The following is a 16,957-nucleotide window of genomic DNA, read 5'->3' on the forward strand; positions in this document are numbered from 1 at the left end:
TCGCTACCCTGAGATAGCCGTCTTCCATGTTTGGTTCCAACGACGACAAAAAAGCGCCGGCCGACGCTGGCGAGAAAAAAGGCCTGTTCAGCTGGTTTCGCAAGAAGCCGCAGCAACCTGTCGCCGAACAGCCTCAAACGCCCGAGCCACAAGCGCCCGAGGTGCAACCGGCTGAGCTGGTAGCGCCGCAGCCTGCAGCCGAGCAGCCGCTTATCGAGGCGCAGCAGCCTGCACCGGTCGAGCCTCTGCCCCCGGTGGTCGATGTGCCTGTGCCAGAGCCGGTCGCTTCCCAGCCAGTGCAGGTGCCCGAGCCTGAGCCGATTGCCTCTGCGCCGCTGGTTGCACCGGCACCTGAACCTGTCGCCTCGATGCCTGCGCTAGCGGCGCCGGTCGAGGTTGCCCCGGTAGTCGAGCATGCCGCGCCTGTCAGCAACCTGGTGCTTCCGGTAGCCGAAGAGCCTGTGGCGCTGGTGCCAGACCTTGAGCCGAAGGCGCCACCGGTGATACCGGAGCGTCCGGCACCGGAGCCGGTGGTCGTGGCCCCTGTCGTGGCCCCTGTCGCGGTCCCTGCGCCCGCCGAACCGGAACCAGTCCCCGTGGTGGCTGCCCCGGTTGCCACCGAGCAGTCCAAGCCCGGTTTCTTCGCCCGCCTCAAGCAGGGCCTGTCGAAAACCAGCGCCAGCATCGGCGAAGGCATGGCCAGCCTGTTCCTGGGCAAGAAGGTCATCGATGACGACCTGCTCGACGAGATCGAAACCCGCCTGTTGACCGCCGACGTCGGCGTCGAGGCGACCTCGGCCATCGTCCAGAACCTGACCCAGAAGGTTGCCCGCAAGCAGCTGGCTGACGCCGACGCGCTGTACAAGTCGTTGCAGGAAGAGCTGGCCGCATTGCTACGCCCGGTCGAGCAGCCGCTGAAGGTCCAGGCGCAGAACAAGCCCTACGTAATCCTCGTGGTCGGCGTAAATGGTGCCGGCAAGACCACCACCATCGGCAAGCTGGCCAAGAAGCTGCAGCAGGAAGGCAAGAAGGTCATGCTGGCTGCCGGTGATACCTTCCGTGCCGCTGCCGTGGAGCAGCTGCAGGTCTGGGGTGAGCGTAACCAGATCCCGGTGATCGCCCAGCATACCGGCGCCGATTCTGCCTCGGTGATCTTCGACGCTGTGCAGGCTGCCAAGGCGCGTGGTGTCGATGTGTTGATCGCCGACACTGCCGGCCGCCTGCACACCAAAGACAACCTGATGGAAGAGCTGAAGAAGGTCCGTCGGGTCATCGGCAAACTCGACGCCGAGGCACCGCATGAGGTGTTGCTGGTGCTTGACGCCGGTACCGGGCAGAACGCCATCAGCCAGGCCAAGTACTTCAACCAGAGCGTCGAGCTGACCGGCCTGGCCCTGACCAAGCTGGACGGCACTGCCAAAGGCGGGGTGATCTTTGCCCTGGCCAAGCAGTTCAACATCCCGATCCGCTTCATCGGCGTCGGTGAAGGGATCGACGACCTGCGTACTTTCGAAGCCGAGCCGTTCGTCAAGGCTCTGTTCGCCGAGCGAGACTGACCATGATCCGATTCGAACAGGTTGCCAAGCGCTACCCTAACGGCCATGTCGGCTTGCATGAGCTGAGTTTCCGGGCGCGCCGGGGCGAATTCCTGTTCGTCACCGGGCACTCGGGCGCGGGCAAGAGCACCTTGCTGCGCCTGCTGCTGGCCATGGAACGCCCGACCAGCGGCAAGCTGATGCTGGCCGGGCAGGACCTGGGCCAGATCAGCAATGCACAGATCCCGTTCCTGCGCCGGCAGATCGGTGTGGTGTTCCAGAACCACCAGCTGCTGTTCGACCGTACGGTGTTCAACAACATCGCCCTGCCGTTGCAGATTCTCGGCTTGTCCAAGGCCGAGATCGCCAAGCGCGTGGACTCGGCGCTGGAGCGCGTTTCGCTGTCCGACAAGGGCGAGCTGTTCCCGGCCGACCTGTCCACTGGCCAGCAGCAGCGGGTTGGTATCGCTCGCGCCATCGTTCACCAGCCAGCCCTGCTGCTGGCGGACGAACCCACCGGTAACCTCGACCCGCGCCTGGCTGCGGAGATCATGGGCGTATTCGAGGACATCAACCGCCTGGGCACTACGGTTCTGATCGCCAGTCACGACCTGGCACTGATTGCGCGCATGCGCCACCGCATGCTGACCCTGCAGCGCGGTCGTCTGATCGGCGATGGGGAGGCCGGGCAATGAGCACTACACGTACACCAAAGGTTTCCGAGCGCGTTGCGCCCAAGGCTGCCGACCCGCAGCCGGCCAAGAAGAAGGGCGGCGATCACGACGACGACGGCCCGGACTTCCGCACCCTGCTGCACGCCTGGCTGGAAAGCCATCGCGCCAGCCTGGCCGATAGCCTGCGACGTCTGGGCAAGCAGCCGATTGGCAGCTTCTTTACCTGCCTGGTGATGGCCGTGGCCCTGAGCATGCCCATGGGCCTGTCGCTGCTGTTGAAGAACATCGAGGTGCTGGGTGGCTCCTGGCAGCGCGCTGCGCAGATTTCGCTGTACCTCAAGCTCGATGCGGGCAGCCAGCAGGGTGAAGCCCTGCGTGACGACATCAGGCGCATGCCGGGTGTCGCCGACGCCCAGTACGTAAGCCCCGGGCAGGCCCTGGAAGAGTTCCAGCAGCAGTCCGGGCTGGGCGAAGCCCTGCGCGAGCTGCCTGATAACCCTTTGCCGGGTGTGGTGGTGGTGACCCCGACCGAAGTCGACAAGCCGGCCCTGGAAGCTCTGCGTCAGCGCCTGTCGGAGCTGCCAAGGGTGGAGAATGCGCAGCTGGACCTGGTATGGGTGGAGCGCCTGGCTGCAATCCTCAAGCTGGGTGACCGCTTTGTCTTCGGTTTGGCAGTGATGCTGATTTCTGCGCTGCTGTTAGTAATCGGTAACACAATTCGGCTACATATCGAAAACCGCCGTATCGAGATCGAAGTGATCAAGCTGGTAGGCGGCACCGACAGCTACGTACGCCGGCCTTTCCTGTACATGGGCGCCTTGTACGGCCTGGGTGCGGGCGTGTTGGCCTGGGCTATCCTAGCTTTTGGCCTGAATTGGCTGAACGAGGCCGTGGTAGGGCTGTCCGGGCTGTATGGCAGTGACTTCGCACTGGGCGGGGTGCCGGCGTCCGACGGTCTTTCGCTCTTGATCGGAGCGGTGCTGTTGGGGTATATCGGTGCATGGATCGCAGTCGCCCGTCACTTGAACGAGCTGGCACCGCGATAGTTTTTACGTGCCAGCATTGACATTTTCTTCACGATGGAACTTGTACGGTCGTTCCGGGTCAATGTTGTCAGCGCTCACAAGGCGCGAGTTTTGTAAGTCGGAGGTTCTTGAATGACCACATCGTTGCAACCTGCCTATGCCCTGGTACCCGGTGCAAACCTGGAAGCCTACGTGCACACGGTCAACAGCATCCCGCTGCTGTCTGTCGAGCAGGAGCGTGATCTGGCCGAGCGTCTCTACTACGAGCAGGATCTCGAGGCCGCTCGGCAAATGGTGATGGCCCACCTGCGTTTCGTTGTACATATCGCGCGTAGCTATGCAGGCTACGGGCTGGCCCAGGCCGACCTGATCCAGGAAGGCAACGTCGGCCTGATGAAGGCGGTCAAGCGCTTCAACCCGGAGATGGGCGTGCGCCTGGTGTCCTTCGCCGTGCACTGGATCAAGGCAGAGATCCACGAATTCATCTTGCGCAACTGGCGCATCGTCAAGGTGGCCACCACCAAGGCCCAACGCAAGCTGTTCTTCAACCTGCGTAGCCAGAAGAAGCGTCTGGCCTGGCTGAACAACGACGAAGTGCATCGCGTGGCGGAAAGCCTCGGCGTCGAGCCTCGCGAAGTGCGCGAGATGGAAAGCCGCCTGAGTGGCCAGGACATGGCCTTCGACCCGGCAGCCGAAGCGGATGACGACAGCGCCTTCCAGTCGCCAGCGCATTATCTGGAAGACCACCGTTACGACCCGGCTGTGCAGCTGGAGGATGCCGACTGGAGCGACAACTCCACCAGCAACCTGCACGAAGCACTGCAAGGCCTGGATGATCGTAGCCGCGATATTCTCTACCAGCGCTGGTTGGCGGAAGAAAAGGCTACTTTGCATGAGCTGGCTGACAAGTACAGCGTTTCGGCTGAGCGTATTCGCCAGCTGGAGAAGAATGCGATGAACAAGGTCAAGGCGCTGATCACCATCTGATCAAGCCTGGCTGCATTGAAAAGCCGCTGACCCGAGAGGGTGAGCGGCTTTTTTGTTGAGCCTCATGGCCTGCGCGAGCTGTCCAGTTGCATCAGGTAGCTGGGCCCGCCCAGCTGGCTCATCTGCCGGCGAATCCAGCCTGCCCGGCTGGCCACATAGGCGCTGGGCCGGCTGGCACTCCATTTGATCGGGCTCGGCAGCACCGCGGCCAGCTGAGCGGCCTGCTGGCGGGTCAGTCGGCTGGCATCCACGCCAAAGTGATAACGCGCCGCAGCCTGGGCACCGAACACGCCTTTGCCCCACTCGGCGCTGTTCAGGTAGACCTCGAGAATCCGCTCCTTCGACCAGAACAGTTCGATCAGGGCGGTGAACCAGGCCTCCAGGCCCTTGCGGAAATAGCTGCGACCCGACCACAGGAACAGGTTCTTGGCCACCTGCTGAGTCAGGGTGCTCGCGCCACGAATGCTGCCGCCACGCTCGTTGTACGCCAGCGCCGCCTGGATGGCCGGAATGTCGAAGCCCCAATGGTTGGCGAACTTCTGGTCTTCTCCGGCGATGACCGCCACCTTGAGCTCGTCGGAGATGTTCTCCCACGGTTCCCAGTCGCGCTGCAGGTCGATCGGTTCGCCACTCACCCATGATTGCACCTTGCGCTCGAGCATCAAGGCCGTGCCAGGCGGTGGTACCCAGCGAAACACCAGCACCAGCACGATGCTGCCGGCAGCGAACCAGAGCAGAGCGCGGGCGAGGCGGCGGAGAATGGATGACAGCATGGCAATGGCTTGGCCGGACCGGTGGAACGGGCCATTATACAGACCCGATACCAGGAGTCGTCCCATGCTTCGTAGCTTCCTCATGCTCGCCGCCTTCTTCGGCTTTACCGGCGTCGCCCTGGGCGCATTCGCCGCGCATGGGCTGAAGAACCGTCTGACGGCCGATTACCTGGCCATATTCCACACGGGAGTGACCTATCAGCTAGTGCATGCCCTGGCGATCTTCGGTGTCGCCGTGCTGTCAGCGCACCTGCCGGGGCGCCTGGTCGGCTGGGCCGGCGGTCTGTTCGCCCTGGGGATCGTGCTGTTCTCCGGTAGCCTGTACCTGCTGACCCTCAGCGGCCTGGGCAAACTGGGCATCATCACCCCGATCGGCGGCCTGTGCTTCCTCGCCGGTTGGCTGTGCCTGGGCCTGGCTGCCTGGCGCCTGGGCTGACCAAACGGTCCACTATCGCGACTAATGGCGTGCGGTGCCCTTGGGTTCATGCGTGGATCGGCGCTAGAATGCGGGCCCCAAAGAACAATGGTGGCCGTGCGCATGCGCATTCAACTGAACGGTGAACCTTACGAATTGCCTGCTGGCGAAAGCGTCGCAGCCCTGCTGACCCGCCTGGAACTGACCGGGCGCCGGGTAGCGGTGGAACTCAACCTGGATATCGTGCCGCGTAGCCAGCACGACAGCACGCAGCTGAACGAAGGCGACCAGGTCGAAGTGGTCCACGCCATCGGCGGCGGCTGAGCCCGGCCCGGCGATTCACCTGCAAGCCCAGCAATCTTTCCCGAGGAACAACGATGAGCAACGTTCGTAGCGACAAGCCCTTCATCCTGGCCGGGCGCACTTTCCAGTCGCGCCTGCTGGTCGGCACCGGCAAGTACCGTGACATGGAAGAAACCCGCCTGGCCACCGAGGCCTCGGGTGCCGAGATCGTCACCGTGGCCGTGCGCCGGACCAACCTTGGCCAGAATGCGGGTGAGCCGAACCTGCTCGACGTGCTGTCGCCCGACAAGTACACCATCCTGCCAAACACCGCAGGTTGCTTTGACGCTGTCGAGGCGGTGCGTACCTGCCGCCTGGCCCGTGAGCTGCTCGATGGCCACAAGTCCCACGAGTCGCGCACTCTGGTGAAGCTGGAAGTGCTGGCCGACCAGAAAACCCTGTTCCCCAACGTGATCGAAACCCTCAAGGCCGCCGAAGTGCTGGTCAAGGACGGGTTCGACGTGATGGTCTACACCAGCGACGACCCGATCATCGCCCGGCAGCTGGCCGAAGCCGGCTGCATTGCGGTGATGCCGCTGGCCGGCCTGATCGGCACTGGCCTGGGCATCTGCAACCCGTACAACCTGCAGATCATCCTCGAAGAGTCCAAGGTGCCGGTGCTGGTTGACGCGGGTGTCGGTACCGCCTCCGATGCCACCATCGCCATGGAAATGGGCTGTGAAGCCGTACTGATGAACTCGGCCATTGCCCACGCCCAGCAGCCGGTGCTGATGGCCGAGGCCATGAAGCACGCCATCCTCGCTGGCCGCATGGCTTACCTGGCCGGCCGCATGCCGAAAAAACTTTATGCCAGCGCCTCTTCGCCGCTGGATGGTCTGATCAAGTAAGAGCCCCTGATGACTGACTCGCAAGATACGCCGATCTCCGCCGACGGCGACCAGCGCCCACACCGCCGCATCAAGAGCTTCGTGATGCGCGCCGGGCGCATGACCGAAGGCCAGCAACGCGGCCTCGACCAGGGCGGCCCGCAGTTCATCCTGCCGCTGGCCGACAGCCCGGTGGACTATGACCAGGTGTTTGGCCGTTCGGCGCCGCGTACCCTGGAGATCGGCTTCGGCATGGGCCATTCCCTGCTGGAAATGGCCGCTGCCGCGCCTGAACAGGACTTCATCGGTGTCGAAGTGCACCGTCCAGGTGTTGGCGCGCTGCTCAATGGCGTGCTGACCCAAGGCCTGAAGAACCTGCGGGTGTACGACTGCGACGCCATCGAGGTGCTCAACCGCTGCGTGGCCGACAACAGCCTTGACCGCCTGATGCTGTTCTTCCCTGACCCATGGCACAAGGCGCGTCACCACAAGCGCCGCATCGTCCAGCTGGAGTTCGCCGAGCTGGTGCGCCGCAAGCTCAAGCCCGGTGGCGTGTTCCACATGGCGACCGACTGGGAGCCGTATGCCGAGTACATGCTGGAAGTGATGAGCGCCGCCCCTGGCTATCGCAACCGTGCGGAAGACGGCACCTATGTGCCGCGCCCGGAAGAGCGCCCGATCACCAAGTTCGAACGCCGCGGCGAACGGCTGGGGCATGGGGTGTGGGATTTGAAGTTCGAGAAGGTGGATTGATTGGCGGATTGAGCCTTTCGATATGCTGAGGCTTGTAGAAATGCAGGCGAAAAAAAACCGCTCTGAGAAGAGCGGTTTTTTTAGGAGCGACAGGACTGAGTATCCTTCGCTTCGGGGCTTCACCGAAAGCCACCACACGGTCAGAGGATCATAGGCAGCCTGAGACGATGGGTCAATGATCAGACATATTCAGCATCAAGTGTGTCGGAGTGGTTAACAGCTTCGACCGCATATCCCAAGTATCATCGCGTTGCTCCAGTGTGGATAATTTCGGTGATGGGCCGGGTAGACGAAGAATTCTGCTTTCCGGCCCCTTCGACACGGCCTGAGAACCGTGCCGGTGAATTGTTCGAAGGGCCATTGACCTGGCCACTTCACCGAAAGCTGCCACATGGTTTTTCGAAGGCATCGAAGCGCCGGTTAGATGCTGGAAGATTGGCCCGCCAACACGGAGGCCAAGGCATATGAAGCGTTTGCTTGATGCGCTGAGCCGCGTCTGGAAGCTCATCCGGATCTTGACTGTGCTCAAGACCGTTCGAGACTTCATGCGCGATCACTTTGACGATGCCCAGTAAGGGCTAGTCAGGTGGTAGGGCTGCCCTGGTTCCCCGGGGCAGCTTTTAGCAGGTTCACCCGCGGCGGTCAGCCACCACGCCAATCAACACCAGCACGACCAACAACACCGGCGCGAGTGCATAGTTGTTGAACTGCCCCAACCCCTTCACCACCCACGGCGTGGCATAGATCAGTGCCGCCCCACTGCCGATCATCACCAGGGCAGCCATCACCGGCACCCGCAGCGCGCCCGCCAGGGCACCAAGGCGCTGGTCCACCCAGCCTTTGATATCGGTGCCGAACAGCACCAGCAGGCAGCCTACCAGTGCCAGGGAAATCTCTGACAGGTTGCTGCGGCTCCAGCGGGAAACCGTGGCGAGCAGATCAAGTACCAGATCCATGGGTCATCCTTAGGTCAAGAAATACTGCAGCAGGTCATTGAGGAACAGTTGGCCGCGCGGCGTGGCCACCAGTCGATCCGGTTCGACCTGCAAAAGGCCCTTTTGTTCGGCGGCGCGACGGGCCTCGGCCAGCTGTGCCAGAGGCAGCCCGGTGCGCTGGGTGAACAGCTCGGCTTCTACGCCATCGGTGAGGCGCAGGGCGTTCATCAGGAACTCGAACGGCAGCTCGTCCACCGGCAGCAGCTTCTCGCCGGCCTTGAACGGCTTGGCCAGGTTCAGGTAGTCCTTGGGCAGGCGGGTCTTCCAGGTGCGCAGGATGCGGCCATCGGCGAAGGTCAGCTTGCCGTGCGCCCCGGCACCGATGCCGATGAAATCGCCAAAACGCCAGTAGTTGAGGTTGTGCCGGGCAGCACGGCCAGCCTGGGCATAGGCCGAAACCTCATACTGCTTGAAGCCGTTGGCCGCCATCAGTGCCTGGCCGGCCTCCTGGATGTCCCAGAGGATATCGTCTTCAGGCAGCTCCGGCGGCTGGTTCCAGAACACCGTGTTCGGTTCGACGGTCAGCTGGTACCACGACAGGTGGGTCGGCCCCAGGTCGATGGCCTGGCGCAGGTCGCCGAGGGCGTCGTCCAGCGACTGGTCGGGCAGGCCGTGCATCAGGTCCATGTTGAAGTTGTCGAAGCCGGCGGCACGCGCCATGCCAGCAGCGCGGATCGCCTCGTCGCCATTGTGGATACGCCCTAGCGCTTCCAGTTTGGCCGGCTGGAAGCTCTGCACGCCGATCGACAGGCGATTGATGCCGGTCTGCCGGTAGGCCTTGAACTTCTCTTGCTCGAAGGTACCTGGGTTGGCCTCGAGCGTGATCTCGATGTCCGCAGCGAACGGGATGCGTTGCTCCACGCCACGCAGCAGGCGCCCCAGGGCATTGGCACTGAACAGGCTTGGCGTACCGCCGCCGAAGAAGATCGACGACAAGGTCCGGCCCTGCACGGCGGCCAGTTCCAGGTCGAGATCGGTCAACAGGGCGTCGACGTAGGCCTCTTCCGGCAGCTCAGGCCCGGCGGCGTGGGAGTTGAAGTCGCAGTAAGGGCATTTGCGTACACACCACGGGATGTGGATGTACAGCGCCAGCGGCGGCAGGCTGGTGAGCGCCACCGCGCCAGCTTGGGACAGCGTTGCGATCATGCCAGGCCCAGACGTTGACGCAGCAGGGCCATGGCGCGGGCGCGGTGGCTGAGCTGGTTCTTATCCACAGGGGCGAGGTCGGCGCTGGAGCACTTGCGCTCCGGCACCCAGAACAGCGGGTCATAGCCGAAGCCATGCTCGCCGCTGGCCTCGAACAGGATACTGCCGTGCCACAGTCCTTCGCAAAGGATCGGCAGCGGGTCATCGGCGTGGCGCACCAGGGCCAGCACGCAGACGAACTGGGCGCCGCGCTGTTCAGACGGCACGTCCTTCAGGGCTTCGAGCAGTTTGGCGTTGTTCGCCGCGTCACCCTTGCCATCGGCATAGCGCGCCGAGTAGATGCCCGGCGCGCCACCGAGGAAGTCCACGGCCAGGCCGGAATCGTCGGCCAAGGCCGGCAGGCCGGAGATGCGCGCAGCATTACGGGCCTTGAGGATGGCGTTTTCGACGAACGATAGGCCGGTCTCTTCGGGCTCAACCTCGCTGAACTCACCAATCGAGCGCAGCTGCACGGATTGGCCGAGCATGGCCTGGAGTTCCTTGAGTTTGCCAGCGTTGTGGCTGGCCAATACGAGTTGCTGGAAATTCATCATTCGCCTGGGAACACTTCCTGGTTGAAACTGAGTTGATGGCTGACCCCGCCGGTTTCGACATTCAGGTCGAAGGTCAGGGTCTCGGCCTGCTCGATCTTGAACTGGGCGATGTAGTACACCGCACCCTGGTCGGTTATCTGCTTGAACGACAGCGGGTTGGTACGCCCGGTCAGGTCCTTCACCGTGCCGCTGACCACCGCCATGGCGGGCTTGTCGGCCTTGAGCACGGCGATATTGAGCACGCCTTGATTCTTGCTGCGGTTGAGCCCGGTGGCAGCGGCGATGTCCGGTTGCAGCATGCTCGAGGTGAAGGCGCTGTAGTGCACCGTCACGTCGCCGAAGACTTCCTTGCGCTCGGGTCGGGCGGCATCGGCCGCCATCACTGGCAGGGCCAGGCACAGGCTGATCAGGAACAGGGCTAGGCGACGCATGGTGCGAATCCTCCGGTGGGCGTCAGACTGCCAGTTGATGCTCCTGCAGGCCCGGGCTGCTGACGCGATAGATGCCGATTTCACCTAGAAGATTAGGCCAAAGCCGCCCACCCCACCCGTTACGGTGCAAGTGGTCGACGGCCAGGCGGTCAAGGACCTTGGCGCGGCGCTCATGGCACAGCTCTTCGAAGTCGGCGAAGGTGCAGAAGTGGATGTTCGGCGTGTTGTACCAGGTGTACGGCATGAAGTCCGAAACCGGCATGCGGCCCTTGGTGGCCAGGTACCAGCGGCAGCGCCAGTGGCCGAAGTTGGGGAAGGTGATGATGCACTGGCGGCCCACCCGCAGCATTTCGTCGAGGATGCGGTCAGGGTACTCCACGGCCTGCAGGGCCTGGGTCATGATCACCACGTCGAAGCTGTTGCTGGCAAAGTTGCCCAGGCCCTTGTCGAGGTCCTGCTCGATGACGTTGACGCCCTTGGCCACGCAGGCGGCGATGTTGTCGGCGTCGATCTCCAGGCCATAGCCGGTGACCTGCTTGCGGTCACGCAGCGAAGCCAGCAGCTCGCCACTGCCGCAGCCCAGGTCGAGTACCCGGCTGCCGGCGGGAATCCAGTCGTGGATGATTTCCAGATCGGCTCTCATGCTGTCCTCAGATGGCGATGCGGTTCATGTAGTTCGCGAAACCCTGCATGTAGCGAGGCGTGGGGATCAGGAAGGCATCGTGGCCGTAAGGCGAGTCGATCTCCAGATAACAGACGTTCTTGCGGGCCGCCATCAGGGCGTTGACGATCTCCCGCGAGCGGGCCGGCGAGAAGCGCCAGTCGGTGGTGAACGACATGATGCAGTAATCCGCTTTGACGTGGGCCAGGGTCGCAGCCAAGTCGCCGCCATTGGCTGCGGCCGGGTCGAAGTAGTCCAGGGCCTTGGTCATCAGCAGGTAGGTGTTGGCGTCGAAACGGCCGGAGAACTCCTCGCCCTGGTAGCGCAGGTAGCTTTCGACCTGGAATTCGACGCTGTGGAAGTCGTAGTTGAGCTTGTCGCTCTTCAGCTCGCGGCCGAATTTTTCACCCATCGAGTCGTCGGACAGGTAAGTGATGTGGCCGACCATGCGCGCCAGCATCAGGCCGCGCTTGGGGATCACGCCCTGGTCCTGGAACGAGCCGCCGTGGAACTCTGGGTCGGTGAGGATGGCCTGTCGCGCCACTTCGTTGAAGGCGATGTTCTGCGCCGACAGCTTGGGTGCCGAGGCGATATCCACGCAGTGGCGCACGCGATCGGGGTAGGTCATGGTCCACTGCAGGGCCTGCATGCCGCCCAGGCTGCCACCGACGATGGCCGCCCACTGCTGGATGCCCAGGCGGTCTGCCAGGCGCGCCTGGCTGTGCACCCAGTCTTCCACGGTCAGTACCGGGAACTCGGCGCCATAGGGCTTGCCGGTGGCCGGGTTGATGCTGCTCGGGCCAGTGCTGCCATTGCAGCCGCCAAGGTTGTTCAGGCTGACCACGAAGAAGCGGTTGGTATCGATCGGTTTGCCGGGGCCGATGCAACTGTCCCACCAGCCCGGCTTGCGGTCGGTGGCGGCATGGTAGCCAGCGGCATGGTGATGGCCGGACAGGGCATGGCAGATCAGCACGGCATTGCTTGCGCTGGCGTTCAGGGTGCCATAGGTCTCGTAGACCAGCTCGTAGCTGTTCAGCGAACGGCCGCAGGCCAGGGCCAGCGGTTGATCGAACCGGGCAATTTGCGGTGTAACCAGACCGACGGAATCTTCGGGAAGGACAGTGGACATCGACCCTGCTCACGCTTGACGGAGGCGTAAGTCTAAAGAGCGCTACCCCCAGCGGCAAGCAAAGGCTTGCCGCCAGGTGCGCATGGGGTCAGATCATCCGCCACAGTTCCTGTGGCATGCCGGCATAGGCGGCCAGCGGCGGCATGACGAACGACTGGATCACCTGGATCGCCAGGAAGGCGAAGATCGGCGAGATGTCCATGCCGCCCAGGTTGGGCACGATGCGGCGGAACGGTGCCAGCACCGGCTCGCTGATCTGCCAGGCCAGCTCGGCAGCCGGGTTGTGGCTGTTCGGTGCGACCCAGGAAACGATCACCATGACGATCATCGCCACCCAGAAAATCTTCAGGAACAGCGAGGTGATGCCGATGATGGCCCACATCAGCAAGTGGAGGACGTCGCCGAAGGTGCCGTAGGTGACCATCAGCACGAAGCCCATCAGCAGGGCCTGGATGACGATCGCCAGCAGCAGCGACGAGGTGTCCAGGCCACCGATGCTGGGGATCACCCGGCGGATCGGTTTGAGCAGTGGCTGGGTCGCGCGCACGGCGAACTGGCTCAGCGGGTTGTAGAAGTTGGCCTTGACCAGCTGCAGCACGAAGCGCAGCAGGACGATCACCAGGTACAGGCTGACCAAAGTTTGCACCACGAAGATCGCGGCGCCGGACAGTGCATTCATCAACAGCTCCTTATTTGCCCAGTTGTTCGGCCAGCTCGGCGGAACGCTTCGACGCCGCTGCCAGCGCCTGCTCGACGATGGCTTCGAAGCCATTGCCCTGGAACGACTTGATCGCAGCCTCGGTGGTGCCGGCTGGCGAGGTGACACGGCGGCGCAGCTCAGCGGCGTCGACATCGCTGGCCACGGCCATGCGTGCGGCGCCCAGGGCGGTTTGCAGGGTCAGTTGCGAGGCGGTTTCGCGTGTCAGGCCCAGTTTTTCGCCAGCAGCGGTCATCGCTTCAATCAGCAGGAAGAAGTAGGCCGGGCCACTGCCTGAGACCGCGGTTACGGCGTCCAGTTGTTGCTCGTGCTCCAGCCACAAGGCCGTGCCGACTGCCGACAGCAGCTCCTTGGCCTGCTGGCGTTGCTCGTCGGACACTTCAGTGGTGGCGTACAGGCCGCTGACGCCCTGGCGCAGCAGTGCTGGCGTGTTGGGCATGCAGCGTACCACCGGGCGGGCGCCGAGCCAGGTCTGCAGGCTGGCGCAGGTGATGCCGGCGGCGATCGAGACGATCAGTTGGCCAGCTTCGAGGTTCGGCTTCAGTGCCTCGCACACGGCCTTCATGACCTGCGGCTTCACCGCCAGCACGATCACATCGGCACCGGCAATGGCCTGGGCGTTGTCTTCGAAAGCCTCGATGCCGTGTTCGGCCTGGATGCGGTTGCGGGTCTCGGCGCCGGGGTCGCTGGCACGGATCTGCGCCGCGTCCAGGCCTTGGTCACGCAGGCCGCCGATCAGGCTGGCGGCCATGTTGCCGGCGCCGATAAAGGCAATACGTGTCTTGCTCATGTCAGGTCCTTGAGGGAAAGAGTGAGTAAAGCATGGAATCAGACGGGGCCGTAATGGCGAGCGCCGAACAGGGCGGTGCCGATACGTACCCAGGTCGCGCCTTGAGCGATGGCCGCTTCCAGATCGTGGCTCATGCCCATCGACAGGGTGTCCAGGCCAAGGCCCAGGCTTTCCTGAAGCTGGCGCAGGCGGGCGAAAGCGGCCTCCTGGGCGGCGCGGTCTTCGGTCGGCTCGGGGATCGCCATCAGCCCGCGCAGGCGCAGGTTGGGCATTGCCGCCACGGCCTTGGCCAGCGCTGGCAGGTCGGCCGGGGCACAACCGGACTTGCTGTCTTCGCCGCTGACGTTCACCTGCAGGCAGATGTTCAGCGGCGCCAAGCCCGCAGGGCGCTGTTCGGACAGGCGTTGGGCAATCTTCAGGCGGTCCACGGAGTGCACCCAGTCGAAATGTTCGGCAATGGCTTTGGTCTTGTTCGACTGAATGGGGCCGATGAAGTGCCAGATCAAGGGCAGGTCGCGCAGTTCTTCTTGCTTGGCCAGGGCTTCCTGCAGGTAGTTTTCACCGACATCAAGCACGCCAGCGGCGTGGATTTCGCGAATGGCGCTAGCCGGTTTGGTCTTGCTAACCGCCAGCAGCTGGACGCTGGCCGGGTCGCGTCCGGCAGCCTGGGCGGCGCTGTGGATGCGGGCGGCGAGGGCGGAGAGGTTGTCTGCTATGGTGGACATGGATCAATGCCGTCGGCTCTGGAGGTCTTCGGCATTCTACCTGCTTGATGGCTATTGGGGAGTCTCATGGACGTGACCGACCTGTTGGCCCGGGCCATGGATGCAGGGGCGAGCGACCTGCACCTGGCAGCGGGCGAGATACCGATGCTACGGGTGGACGGCGAGCTGCGGCGCATGGCGCTGCCGAGCGTGACGCCAGCCGCATTGAGCGACGCAATGGCGCCGCTGCTCGACGAAAGCCAGTGTCGGCAATGGATACAGGGCGATGAGCTGGATCTGGCACTGGAACTGGCATCGCTGGGGCGTTTTCGTCTCAATCTGTTTCGGCAACTGAACGGCCTGGCAGCCACGCTTCGCCTGATTCCAAAACGTATTGCCAGTGTCGATGAGCTCGACCTCGAAGAAGTGTTTCAAGCCGTTGCGCAGCATACGGATGGACTGGTGCTGGTGGGCGGCCCGACCGGTAGCGGCAAGTCGAGCACCCTGGCGGCACTGATCGACCGGCTCAATCGTGAGCGGGCGCTGCATGTCATCACCCTCGAAGACCCGGTTGAAGTTATCCACAGCAGCCAACGCAGCCTGGTCAACCAGCGTGAGATTGGCCGACATTGTCGTGACTTCGCCCAAGGGCTGCGCAGCGCCCTGCGCCAGGACCCGGATGTGATCATGATCGGCGAGTTGCGCGATCTGCAAACCATCCGTCTGGCGTTACGTGCCGCGGAGACCGGGCATCTGGTGCTGGCCACGGTGCATACACGGTCGGCGGCCAGCAGCATTGACCGGCTGGTTGAGGTATTTGCGGCAGAGGAGAAACCGCTGGTGCGGGCGATGCTGGCGGAGTCGTTGCGCCTGGTGGTGGCGCAGGTGCTGGTCAAGCGTGTGGGCGGCGGCCGGGTGGCTGCGAGGGAAGTGTTAGTGGCAACGCCTGCGGTACGCAATATGGTGCGCGAGGGGCGGATGGCGCAGTTATGTTCGGTGATGCAGGCCGGGGCGGCGGAGGGAATGCGGACGATGGAAGGGGCGATGCGAGCGCTGCGGGAGAAAGGGTTGATCAGCGATTTGTAGTGCCTGTGCAGGCCTCTTCGCGGGGCAAGCCCGCTCCTACAGGTATATTGCGCAGGTCTGTAGGAGCGGGCTTGCCCCGCGAAAGGGCCGGTGCAGGAAAATGCCGATCGAATCAGCGCTTGGCCAGGCTCAGCTGTTGCTGCTCTTTCGGCAGCACCCGCTTGGCAACCACATAATGCTGCTGCCAGTAAGGCTTGCTCAGGCTGTCGATACTCACCCGCTTGCCGGTACGCGGGGCATGGATGAAGCGGTCGTTACCCAGGTAGATGGCAACGTGATTGACCCGACGGCTCTTGATATTGAAGAAGATCAGGTCGCCTGGCTTGAGGTCGCTCTTGGCCACTTTCACGCCGTGGCCTTGGGCCATGGCATTGGACGTACGCGGCAAGTCGACGTCTGCCACGTCGTTGAACGCATACTTGACCAGCCCGCTGCAGTCGAACCCTTTTTTCGGGTTGCTGCCGCCCCAAACATAAGGGGTACCGAGCACGTTGACCGCACGGCTGAGCACATCGCTGCTCTGCTTCGGCGACATCGCCGCAACGCCAGGCAGGTTGTGGCCCTTGCCAGTATGGTTCGAGCGTGCCTGCAGCGTGGTCTGCTTGACGGGCGCGTGTTTCACCGAGGCATTGCTGGTGTAACCGGTGAAACCATTGGGAAGACGTTGCTCACGATTGGTGGCGTGGGCGGCCAGGGGCAATAATAGGCAGAGGGTCAGCCATGTCTTGAATAAAGGCGGCATAGATGAAGCTCTTATGAGTGTTATGTGTGTGTTGGCGCGCAACTTTATAACAGCTTTTTGCTCCATTTCAGGCCCGTTGGTCGATTGTCATGCTGCCGTACGTCGGGCTGCGATGAAAAAGTCACATTTTTCTTTAGAAAATTTTCGGATAACCCACGAGGGCTATGAATGAACAGTTATCAGCAAGGGGCGCCGTATCACGACACACACAGCAAGGTCATCGGCTACCTGCTGTGGATATTCGGCTTTACCGGCTCGCACCGTTTCTACTACGGCAAGCCGATCACCGGCACCATCTGGTTCTTCACCCTGGGCCTGCTCGGCATCGGCTGGCTGATCGACCTGTTCCTGATTCCGTCGATGGACCGTGAGGCTGACATGCGTTTCCAGTCCGGCCGTATCGACTACAACATCGCCTGGATCCTGCTGACCTTCCTGGGCATCTTTGGTGTGCATCGCCTGTACCAGGGCAAGTGGATCTCGGCGATCATCTACTTCTTCACCGGCGGCCTGTTCCTGGTTGGTGTGCTGTATGACTTCTGGACCTTGAACAGCCAGATTTCCGAAGCCAACTCCCGCAGCCGATAGGGCGGGAGGCGCCCACAAAAAAGGCCTTGTCGCGCTGTGCGGC

21 protein-coding genes are annotated in these 16,957 nt (G+C 63.0%); 10 read left to right on the forward strand and 11 right to left on the reverse strand.

The genetic code is table 11. The features are described 5' to 3' along the window. Nucleotides 1-26: 26 nt before the first annotated feature. The 4 genes from ftsY to rpoH all read left to right on the forward strand — a co-directional run bounded on the left by ftsY (nucleotide 27) and on the right by rpoH (nucleotide 4,221). On the forward strand, nucleotides 27-1,556 hold the full coding sequence (ftsY, locus tag ACOKS3_RS01560) for a signal recognition particle-docking protein FtsY (protein WP_422763409.1): 1,530 nt from the start codon (nucleotides 27-29) through the stop codon (nucleotides 1,554-1,556). A gap of 2 nt (nucleotides 1,557-1,558) precedes the next feature. Further along, on the forward strand, nucleotides 1,559-2,230 hold the full coding sequence (gene ftsE, locus ACOKS3_RS01565; protein ID WP_012274659.1) for a cell division ATP-binding protein FtsE: 672 nt from the start codon (nucleotides 1,559-1,561) through the stop codon (nucleotides 2,228-2,230). Then, entirely contained in the window at nucleotides 2,227-3,255 is a 1,029-nt protein-coding gene (gene ftsX, locus ACOKS3_RS01570) for a permease-like cell division protein FtsX (protein ID WP_079230063.1), read from the forward strand. Before ftsE ends, ftsX begins: the two co-directional genes overlap by 4 nt. A 111-nt stretch (nucleotides 3,256-3,366) precedes the next feature. After that, nucleotides 3,367-4,221, forward strand: a complete 855-nt coding sequence (gene rpoH, locus ACOKS3_RS01575) for an RNA polymerase sigma factor RpoH (RefSeq protein WP_079230062.1) — start codon at nucleotides 3,367-3,369, stop codon at nucleotides 4,219-4,221. A 62-nt stretch (nucleotides 4,222-4,283) separates the two neighbouring features. Here the strand turns inward: rpoH and mtgA are convergent, their stop codons facing one another. After that, nucleotides 4,284-4,994 (reverse strand): monofunctional biosynthetic peptidoglycan transglycosylase, encoded by a 711-nt coding sequence (gene mtgA, locus ACOKS3_RS01580; RefSeq protein WP_103446242.1) that lies wholly within the window; start codon nucleotides 4,992-4,994, stop codon nucleotides 4,284-4,286. A gap of 64 nt (nucleotides 4,995-5,058) precedes the next feature. Between mtgA and ACOKS3_RS01585 the strand changes: the two genes are divergently transcribed. The 4 genes from ACOKS3_RS01585 (at nucleotide 5,059) to trmB (ending at nucleotide 7,331) form a co-directional block, all read left to right on the forward strand. Then, the gene (locus ACOKS3_RS01585; RefSeq protein ID WP_060498067.1) at nucleotides 5,059-5,430 is read left to right on the forward strand and encodes a DUF423 domain-containing protein; all 372 of its coding nucleotides are present in this window, start codon (nucleotides 5,059-5,061) and stop codon (nucleotides 5,428-5,430) included. Nucleotides 5,431-5,532: 102 nt separating this feature from the next. After that, complete coding sequence (gene thiS, locus ACOKS3_RS01590) at nucleotides 5,533-5,733, forward strand: sulfur carrier protein ThiS (protein WP_033696634.1); 201 nt, start codon at nucleotides 5,533-5,535, stop codon at nucleotides 5,731-5,733. A 53-nt stretch (nucleotides 5,734-5,786) separates the two neighbouring features. Beyond that, nucleotides 5,787-6,599, forward strand: coding sequence for a thiazole synthase (locus tag ACOKS3_RS01595; protein ID WP_027920973.1), 813 nt, complete (start codon nucleotides 5,787-5,789; stop codon nucleotides 6,597-6,599). A 9-nt stretch (nucleotides 6,600-6,608) separates the two neighbouring features. Then, nucleotides 6,609-7,331 (forward strand): tRNA (guanosine(46)-N7)-methyltransferase TrmB, encoded by a 723-nt coding sequence (trmB, locus tag ACOKS3_RS01600; protein ID WP_103446094.1) that lies wholly within the window; start codon nucleotides 6,609-6,611, stop codon nucleotides 7,329-7,331. A 629-nt stretch (nucleotides 7,332-7,960) separates the two neighbouring features. Here trmB and ACOKS3_RS01605 read toward each other — a convergent pair. The 9 genes from ACOKS3_RS01605 to ACOKS3_RS01645 form a co-directional block, all read right to left on the reverse strand. Continuing rightward, entirely contained in the window at nucleotides 7,961-8,287 is a 327-nt protein-coding gene (locus tag ACOKS3_RS01605; RefSeq protein WP_027920975.1) for a DUF3392 family protein, read from the reverse strand. Nucleotides 8,288-8,296: 9 nt separating this feature from the next. Then, nucleotides 8,297-9,472, reverse strand: a complete 1,176-nt coding sequence (hemW, locus tag ACOKS3_RS01610) for a radical SAM family heme chaperone HemW (protein ID WP_103446093.1) — start codon at nucleotides 9,470-9,472, stop codon at nucleotides 8,297-8,299. Then, nucleotides 9,469-10,065, reverse strand: coding sequence for an RdgB/HAM1 family non-canonical purine NTP pyrophosphatase (gene rdgB / locus ACOKS3_RS01615; protein WP_103446092.1), 597 nt, complete (start codon nucleotides 10,063-10,065; stop codon nucleotides 9,469-9,471). Before rdgB ends, hemW begins: the two co-directional genes overlap by 4 nt. Further along, nucleotides 10,062-10,496, reverse strand: coding sequence for a DUF4426 domain-containing protein (locus ACOKS3_RS01620; protein ID WP_103446091.1), 435 nt, complete (start codon nucleotides 10,494-10,496; stop codon nucleotides 10,062-10,064). Before ACOKS3_RS01620 ends, rdgB begins: the two co-directional genes overlap by 4 nt. 22 nt (nucleotides 10,497-10,518) lie before the next feature. Then, nucleotides 10,519-11,139 (reverse strand): methionine biosynthesis protein MetW, encoded by a 621-nt coding sequence (gene metW, locus ACOKS3_RS01625; RefSeq protein ID WP_015272149.1) that lies wholly within the window; start codon nucleotides 11,137-11,139, stop codon nucleotides 10,519-10,521. A 7-nt stretch (nucleotides 11,140-11,146) separates the two neighbouring features. Then, nucleotides 11,147-12,286, reverse strand: coding sequence for a homoserine O-succinyltransferase MetX (gene metX / locus ACOKS3_RS01630; protein WP_103446087.1), 1,140 nt, complete (start codon nucleotides 12,284-12,286; stop codon nucleotides 11,147-11,149). 88 nt (nucleotides 12,287-12,374) lie between these two features. Beyond that, the gene (locus ACOKS3_RS01635; RefSeq protein ID WP_027920981.1) at nucleotides 12,375-12,965 is read right to left on the reverse strand and encodes a YggT family protein; all 591 of its coding nucleotides are present in this window, start codon (nucleotides 12,963-12,965) and stop codon (nucleotides 12,375-12,377) included. Between the two features lie 10 nt (nucleotides 12,966-12,975). Continuing rightward, entirely contained in the window at nucleotides 12,976-13,794 is an 819-nt protein-coding gene (gene proC / locus ACOKS3_RS01640; RefSeq protein ID WP_103446085.1) for a pyrroline-5-carboxylate reductase, read from the reverse strand. Between the two features lie 38 nt (nucleotides 13,795-13,832). Further along, nucleotides 13,833-14,519: a YggS family pyridoxal phosphate-dependent enzyme gene (locus tag ACOKS3_RS01645; protein ID WP_422763410.1), complete on the reverse strand. Its 687-nt coding sequence runs from the start codon at nucleotides 14,517-14,519 to the stop codon at nucleotides 13,833-13,835. Nucleotides 14,520-14,585: 66 nt separating this feature from the next. On the opposite strand from ACOKS3_RS01645, the gene ACOKS3_RS01650 reads away from it, so the two are divergent. Continuing rightward, complete coding sequence (locus ACOKS3_RS01650; protein WP_103446081.1) at nucleotides 14,586-15,584, forward strand: type IV pilus twitching motility protein PilT; 999 nt, start codon at nucleotides 14,586-14,588, stop codon at nucleotides 15,582-15,584. Nucleotides 15,585-15,696: 112 nt separating this feature from the next. Here the strand turns inward: ACOKS3_RS01650 and ACOKS3_RS01655 are convergent, their stop codons facing one another. Further along, nucleotides 15,697-16,326, reverse strand: coding sequence for a C40 family peptidase (locus tag ACOKS3_RS01655; RefSeq protein WP_103446078.1), 630 nt, complete (start codon nucleotides 16,324-16,326; stop codon nucleotides 15,697-15,699). A gap of 168 nt (nucleotides 16,327-16,494) precedes the next feature. Between ACOKS3_RS01655 and ACOKS3_RS01660 the strand changes: the two genes are divergently transcribed. Next, the gene (locus ACOKS3_RS01660) at nucleotides 16,495-16,914 is read left to right on the forward strand and encodes an NINE protein (RefSeq protein ID WP_103446076.1); all 420 of its coding nucleotides are present in this window, start codon (nucleotides 16,495-16,497) and stop codon (nucleotides 16,912-16,914) included. The last annotated feature ends 43 nt before the right edge of the window (nucleotides 16,915-16,957 follow it).

The sequence above is a fragment of the Pseudomonas sp. HS6-2 genome (assembly GCF_049325675.2).
In the GTDB taxonomy this organism is placed as follows: domain Bacteria; phylum Pseudomonadota; class Gammaproteobacteria; order Pseudomonadales; family Pseudomonadaceae; genus Aquipseudomonas; species Aquipseudomonas putida_N.

What these genes read in the sequence shown, in the direction of transcription:
- ftsY (WP_422763409.1), top strand. Translation starts at nt 27, where the DNA reads ATGTTTGGTTCCAACGACGACAAAAAAGCGCCGGCCGACGCTGGCGAG.
- ftsE (WP_012274659.1), top strand. Translation starts at nt 1,559, where the DNA reads ATGATCCGATTCGAACAGGTTGCCAAGCGCTACCCTAACGGCCATGTC.
- ftsX (WP_079230063.1), top strand. Translation starts at nt 2,227, where the DNA reads ATGAGCACTACACGTACACCAAAGGTTTCCGAGCGCGTTGCGCCCAAG.
- rpoH (WP_079230062.1), top strand. Translation starts at nt 3,367, where the DNA reads ATGACCACATCGTTGCAACCTGCCTATGCCCTGGTACCCGGTGCAAAC.
- mtgA (WP_103446242.1), bottom strand. Translation starts at nt 4,994, where the DNA reads ATGCTGTCATCCATTCTCCGCCGCCTCGCCCGCGCTCTGCTCTGGTTC.
- ACOKS3_RS01585 (WP_060498067.1), top strand. Translation starts at nt 5,059, where the DNA reads ATGCTTCGTAGCTTCCTCATGCTCGCCGCCTTCTTCGGCTTTACCGGC.
- thiS (WP_033696634.1), top strand. Translation starts at nt 5,533, where the DNA reads ATGCGCATTCAACTGAACGGTGAACCTTACGAATTGCCTGCTGGCGAA.
- ACOKS3_RS01595 (WP_027920973.1), top strand. Translation starts at nt 5,787, where the DNA reads ATGAGCAACGTTCGTAGCGACAAGCCCTTCATCCTGGCCGGGCGCACT.
- trmB (WP_103446094.1), top strand. Translation starts at nt 6,609, where the DNA reads ATGACTGACTCGCAAGATACGCCGATCTCCGCCGACGGCGACCAGCGC.
- ACOKS3_RS01605 (WP_027920975.1), bottom strand. Translation starts at nt 8,287, where the DNA reads ATGGATCTGGTACTTGATCTGCTCGCCACGGTTTCCCGCTGGAGCCGC.
- hemW (WP_103446093.1), bottom strand. Translation starts at nt 9,472, where the DNA reads ATGATCGCAACGCTGTCCCAAGCTGGCGCGGTGGCGCTCACCAGCCTG.
- rdgB (WP_103446092.1), bottom strand. Translation starts at nt 10,065, where the DNA reads ATGATGAATTTCCAGCAACTCGTATTGGCCAGCCACAACGCTGGCAAA.
- ACOKS3_RS01620 (WP_103446091.1), bottom strand. Translation starts at nt 10,496, where the DNA reads ATGCGTCGCCTAGCCCTGTTCCTGATCAGCCTGTGCCTGGCCCTGCCA.
- metW (WP_015272149.1), bottom strand. Translation starts at nt 11,139, where the DNA reads ATGAGAGCCGATCTGGAAATCATCCACGACTGGATTCCCGCCGGCAGC.
- metX (WP_103446087.1), bottom strand. Translation starts at nt 12,286, where the DNA reads ATGTCCACTGTCCTTCCCGAAGATTCCGTCGGTCTGGTTACACCGCAA.
- ACOKS3_RS01635 (WP_027920981.1), bottom strand. Translation starts at nt 12,965, where the DNA reads ATGAATGCACTGTCCGGCGCCGCGATCTTCGTGGTGCAAACTTTGGTC.
- proC (WP_103446085.1), bottom strand. Translation starts at nt 13,794, where the DNA reads ATGAGCAAGACACGTATTGCCTTTATCGGCGCCGGCAACATGGCCGCC.
- ACOKS3_RS01645 (WP_422763410.1), bottom strand. Translation starts at nt 14,519, where the DNA reads ATGTCCACCATAGCAGACAACCTCTCCGCCCTCGCCGCCCGCATCCAC.
- ACOKS3_RS01650 (WP_103446081.1), top strand. Translation starts at nt 14,586, where the DNA reads ATGGACGTGACCGACCTGTTGGCCCGGGCCATGGATGCAGGGGCGAGC.
- ACOKS3_RS01655 (WP_103446078.1), bottom strand. Translation starts at nt 16,326, where the DNA reads ATGCCGCCTTTATTCAAGACATGGCTGACCCTCTGCCTATTATTGCCC.
- ACOKS3_RS01660 (WP_103446076.1), top strand. Translation starts at nt 16,495, where the DNA reads ATGAACAGTTATCAGCAAGGGGCGCCGTATCACGACACACACAGCAAG.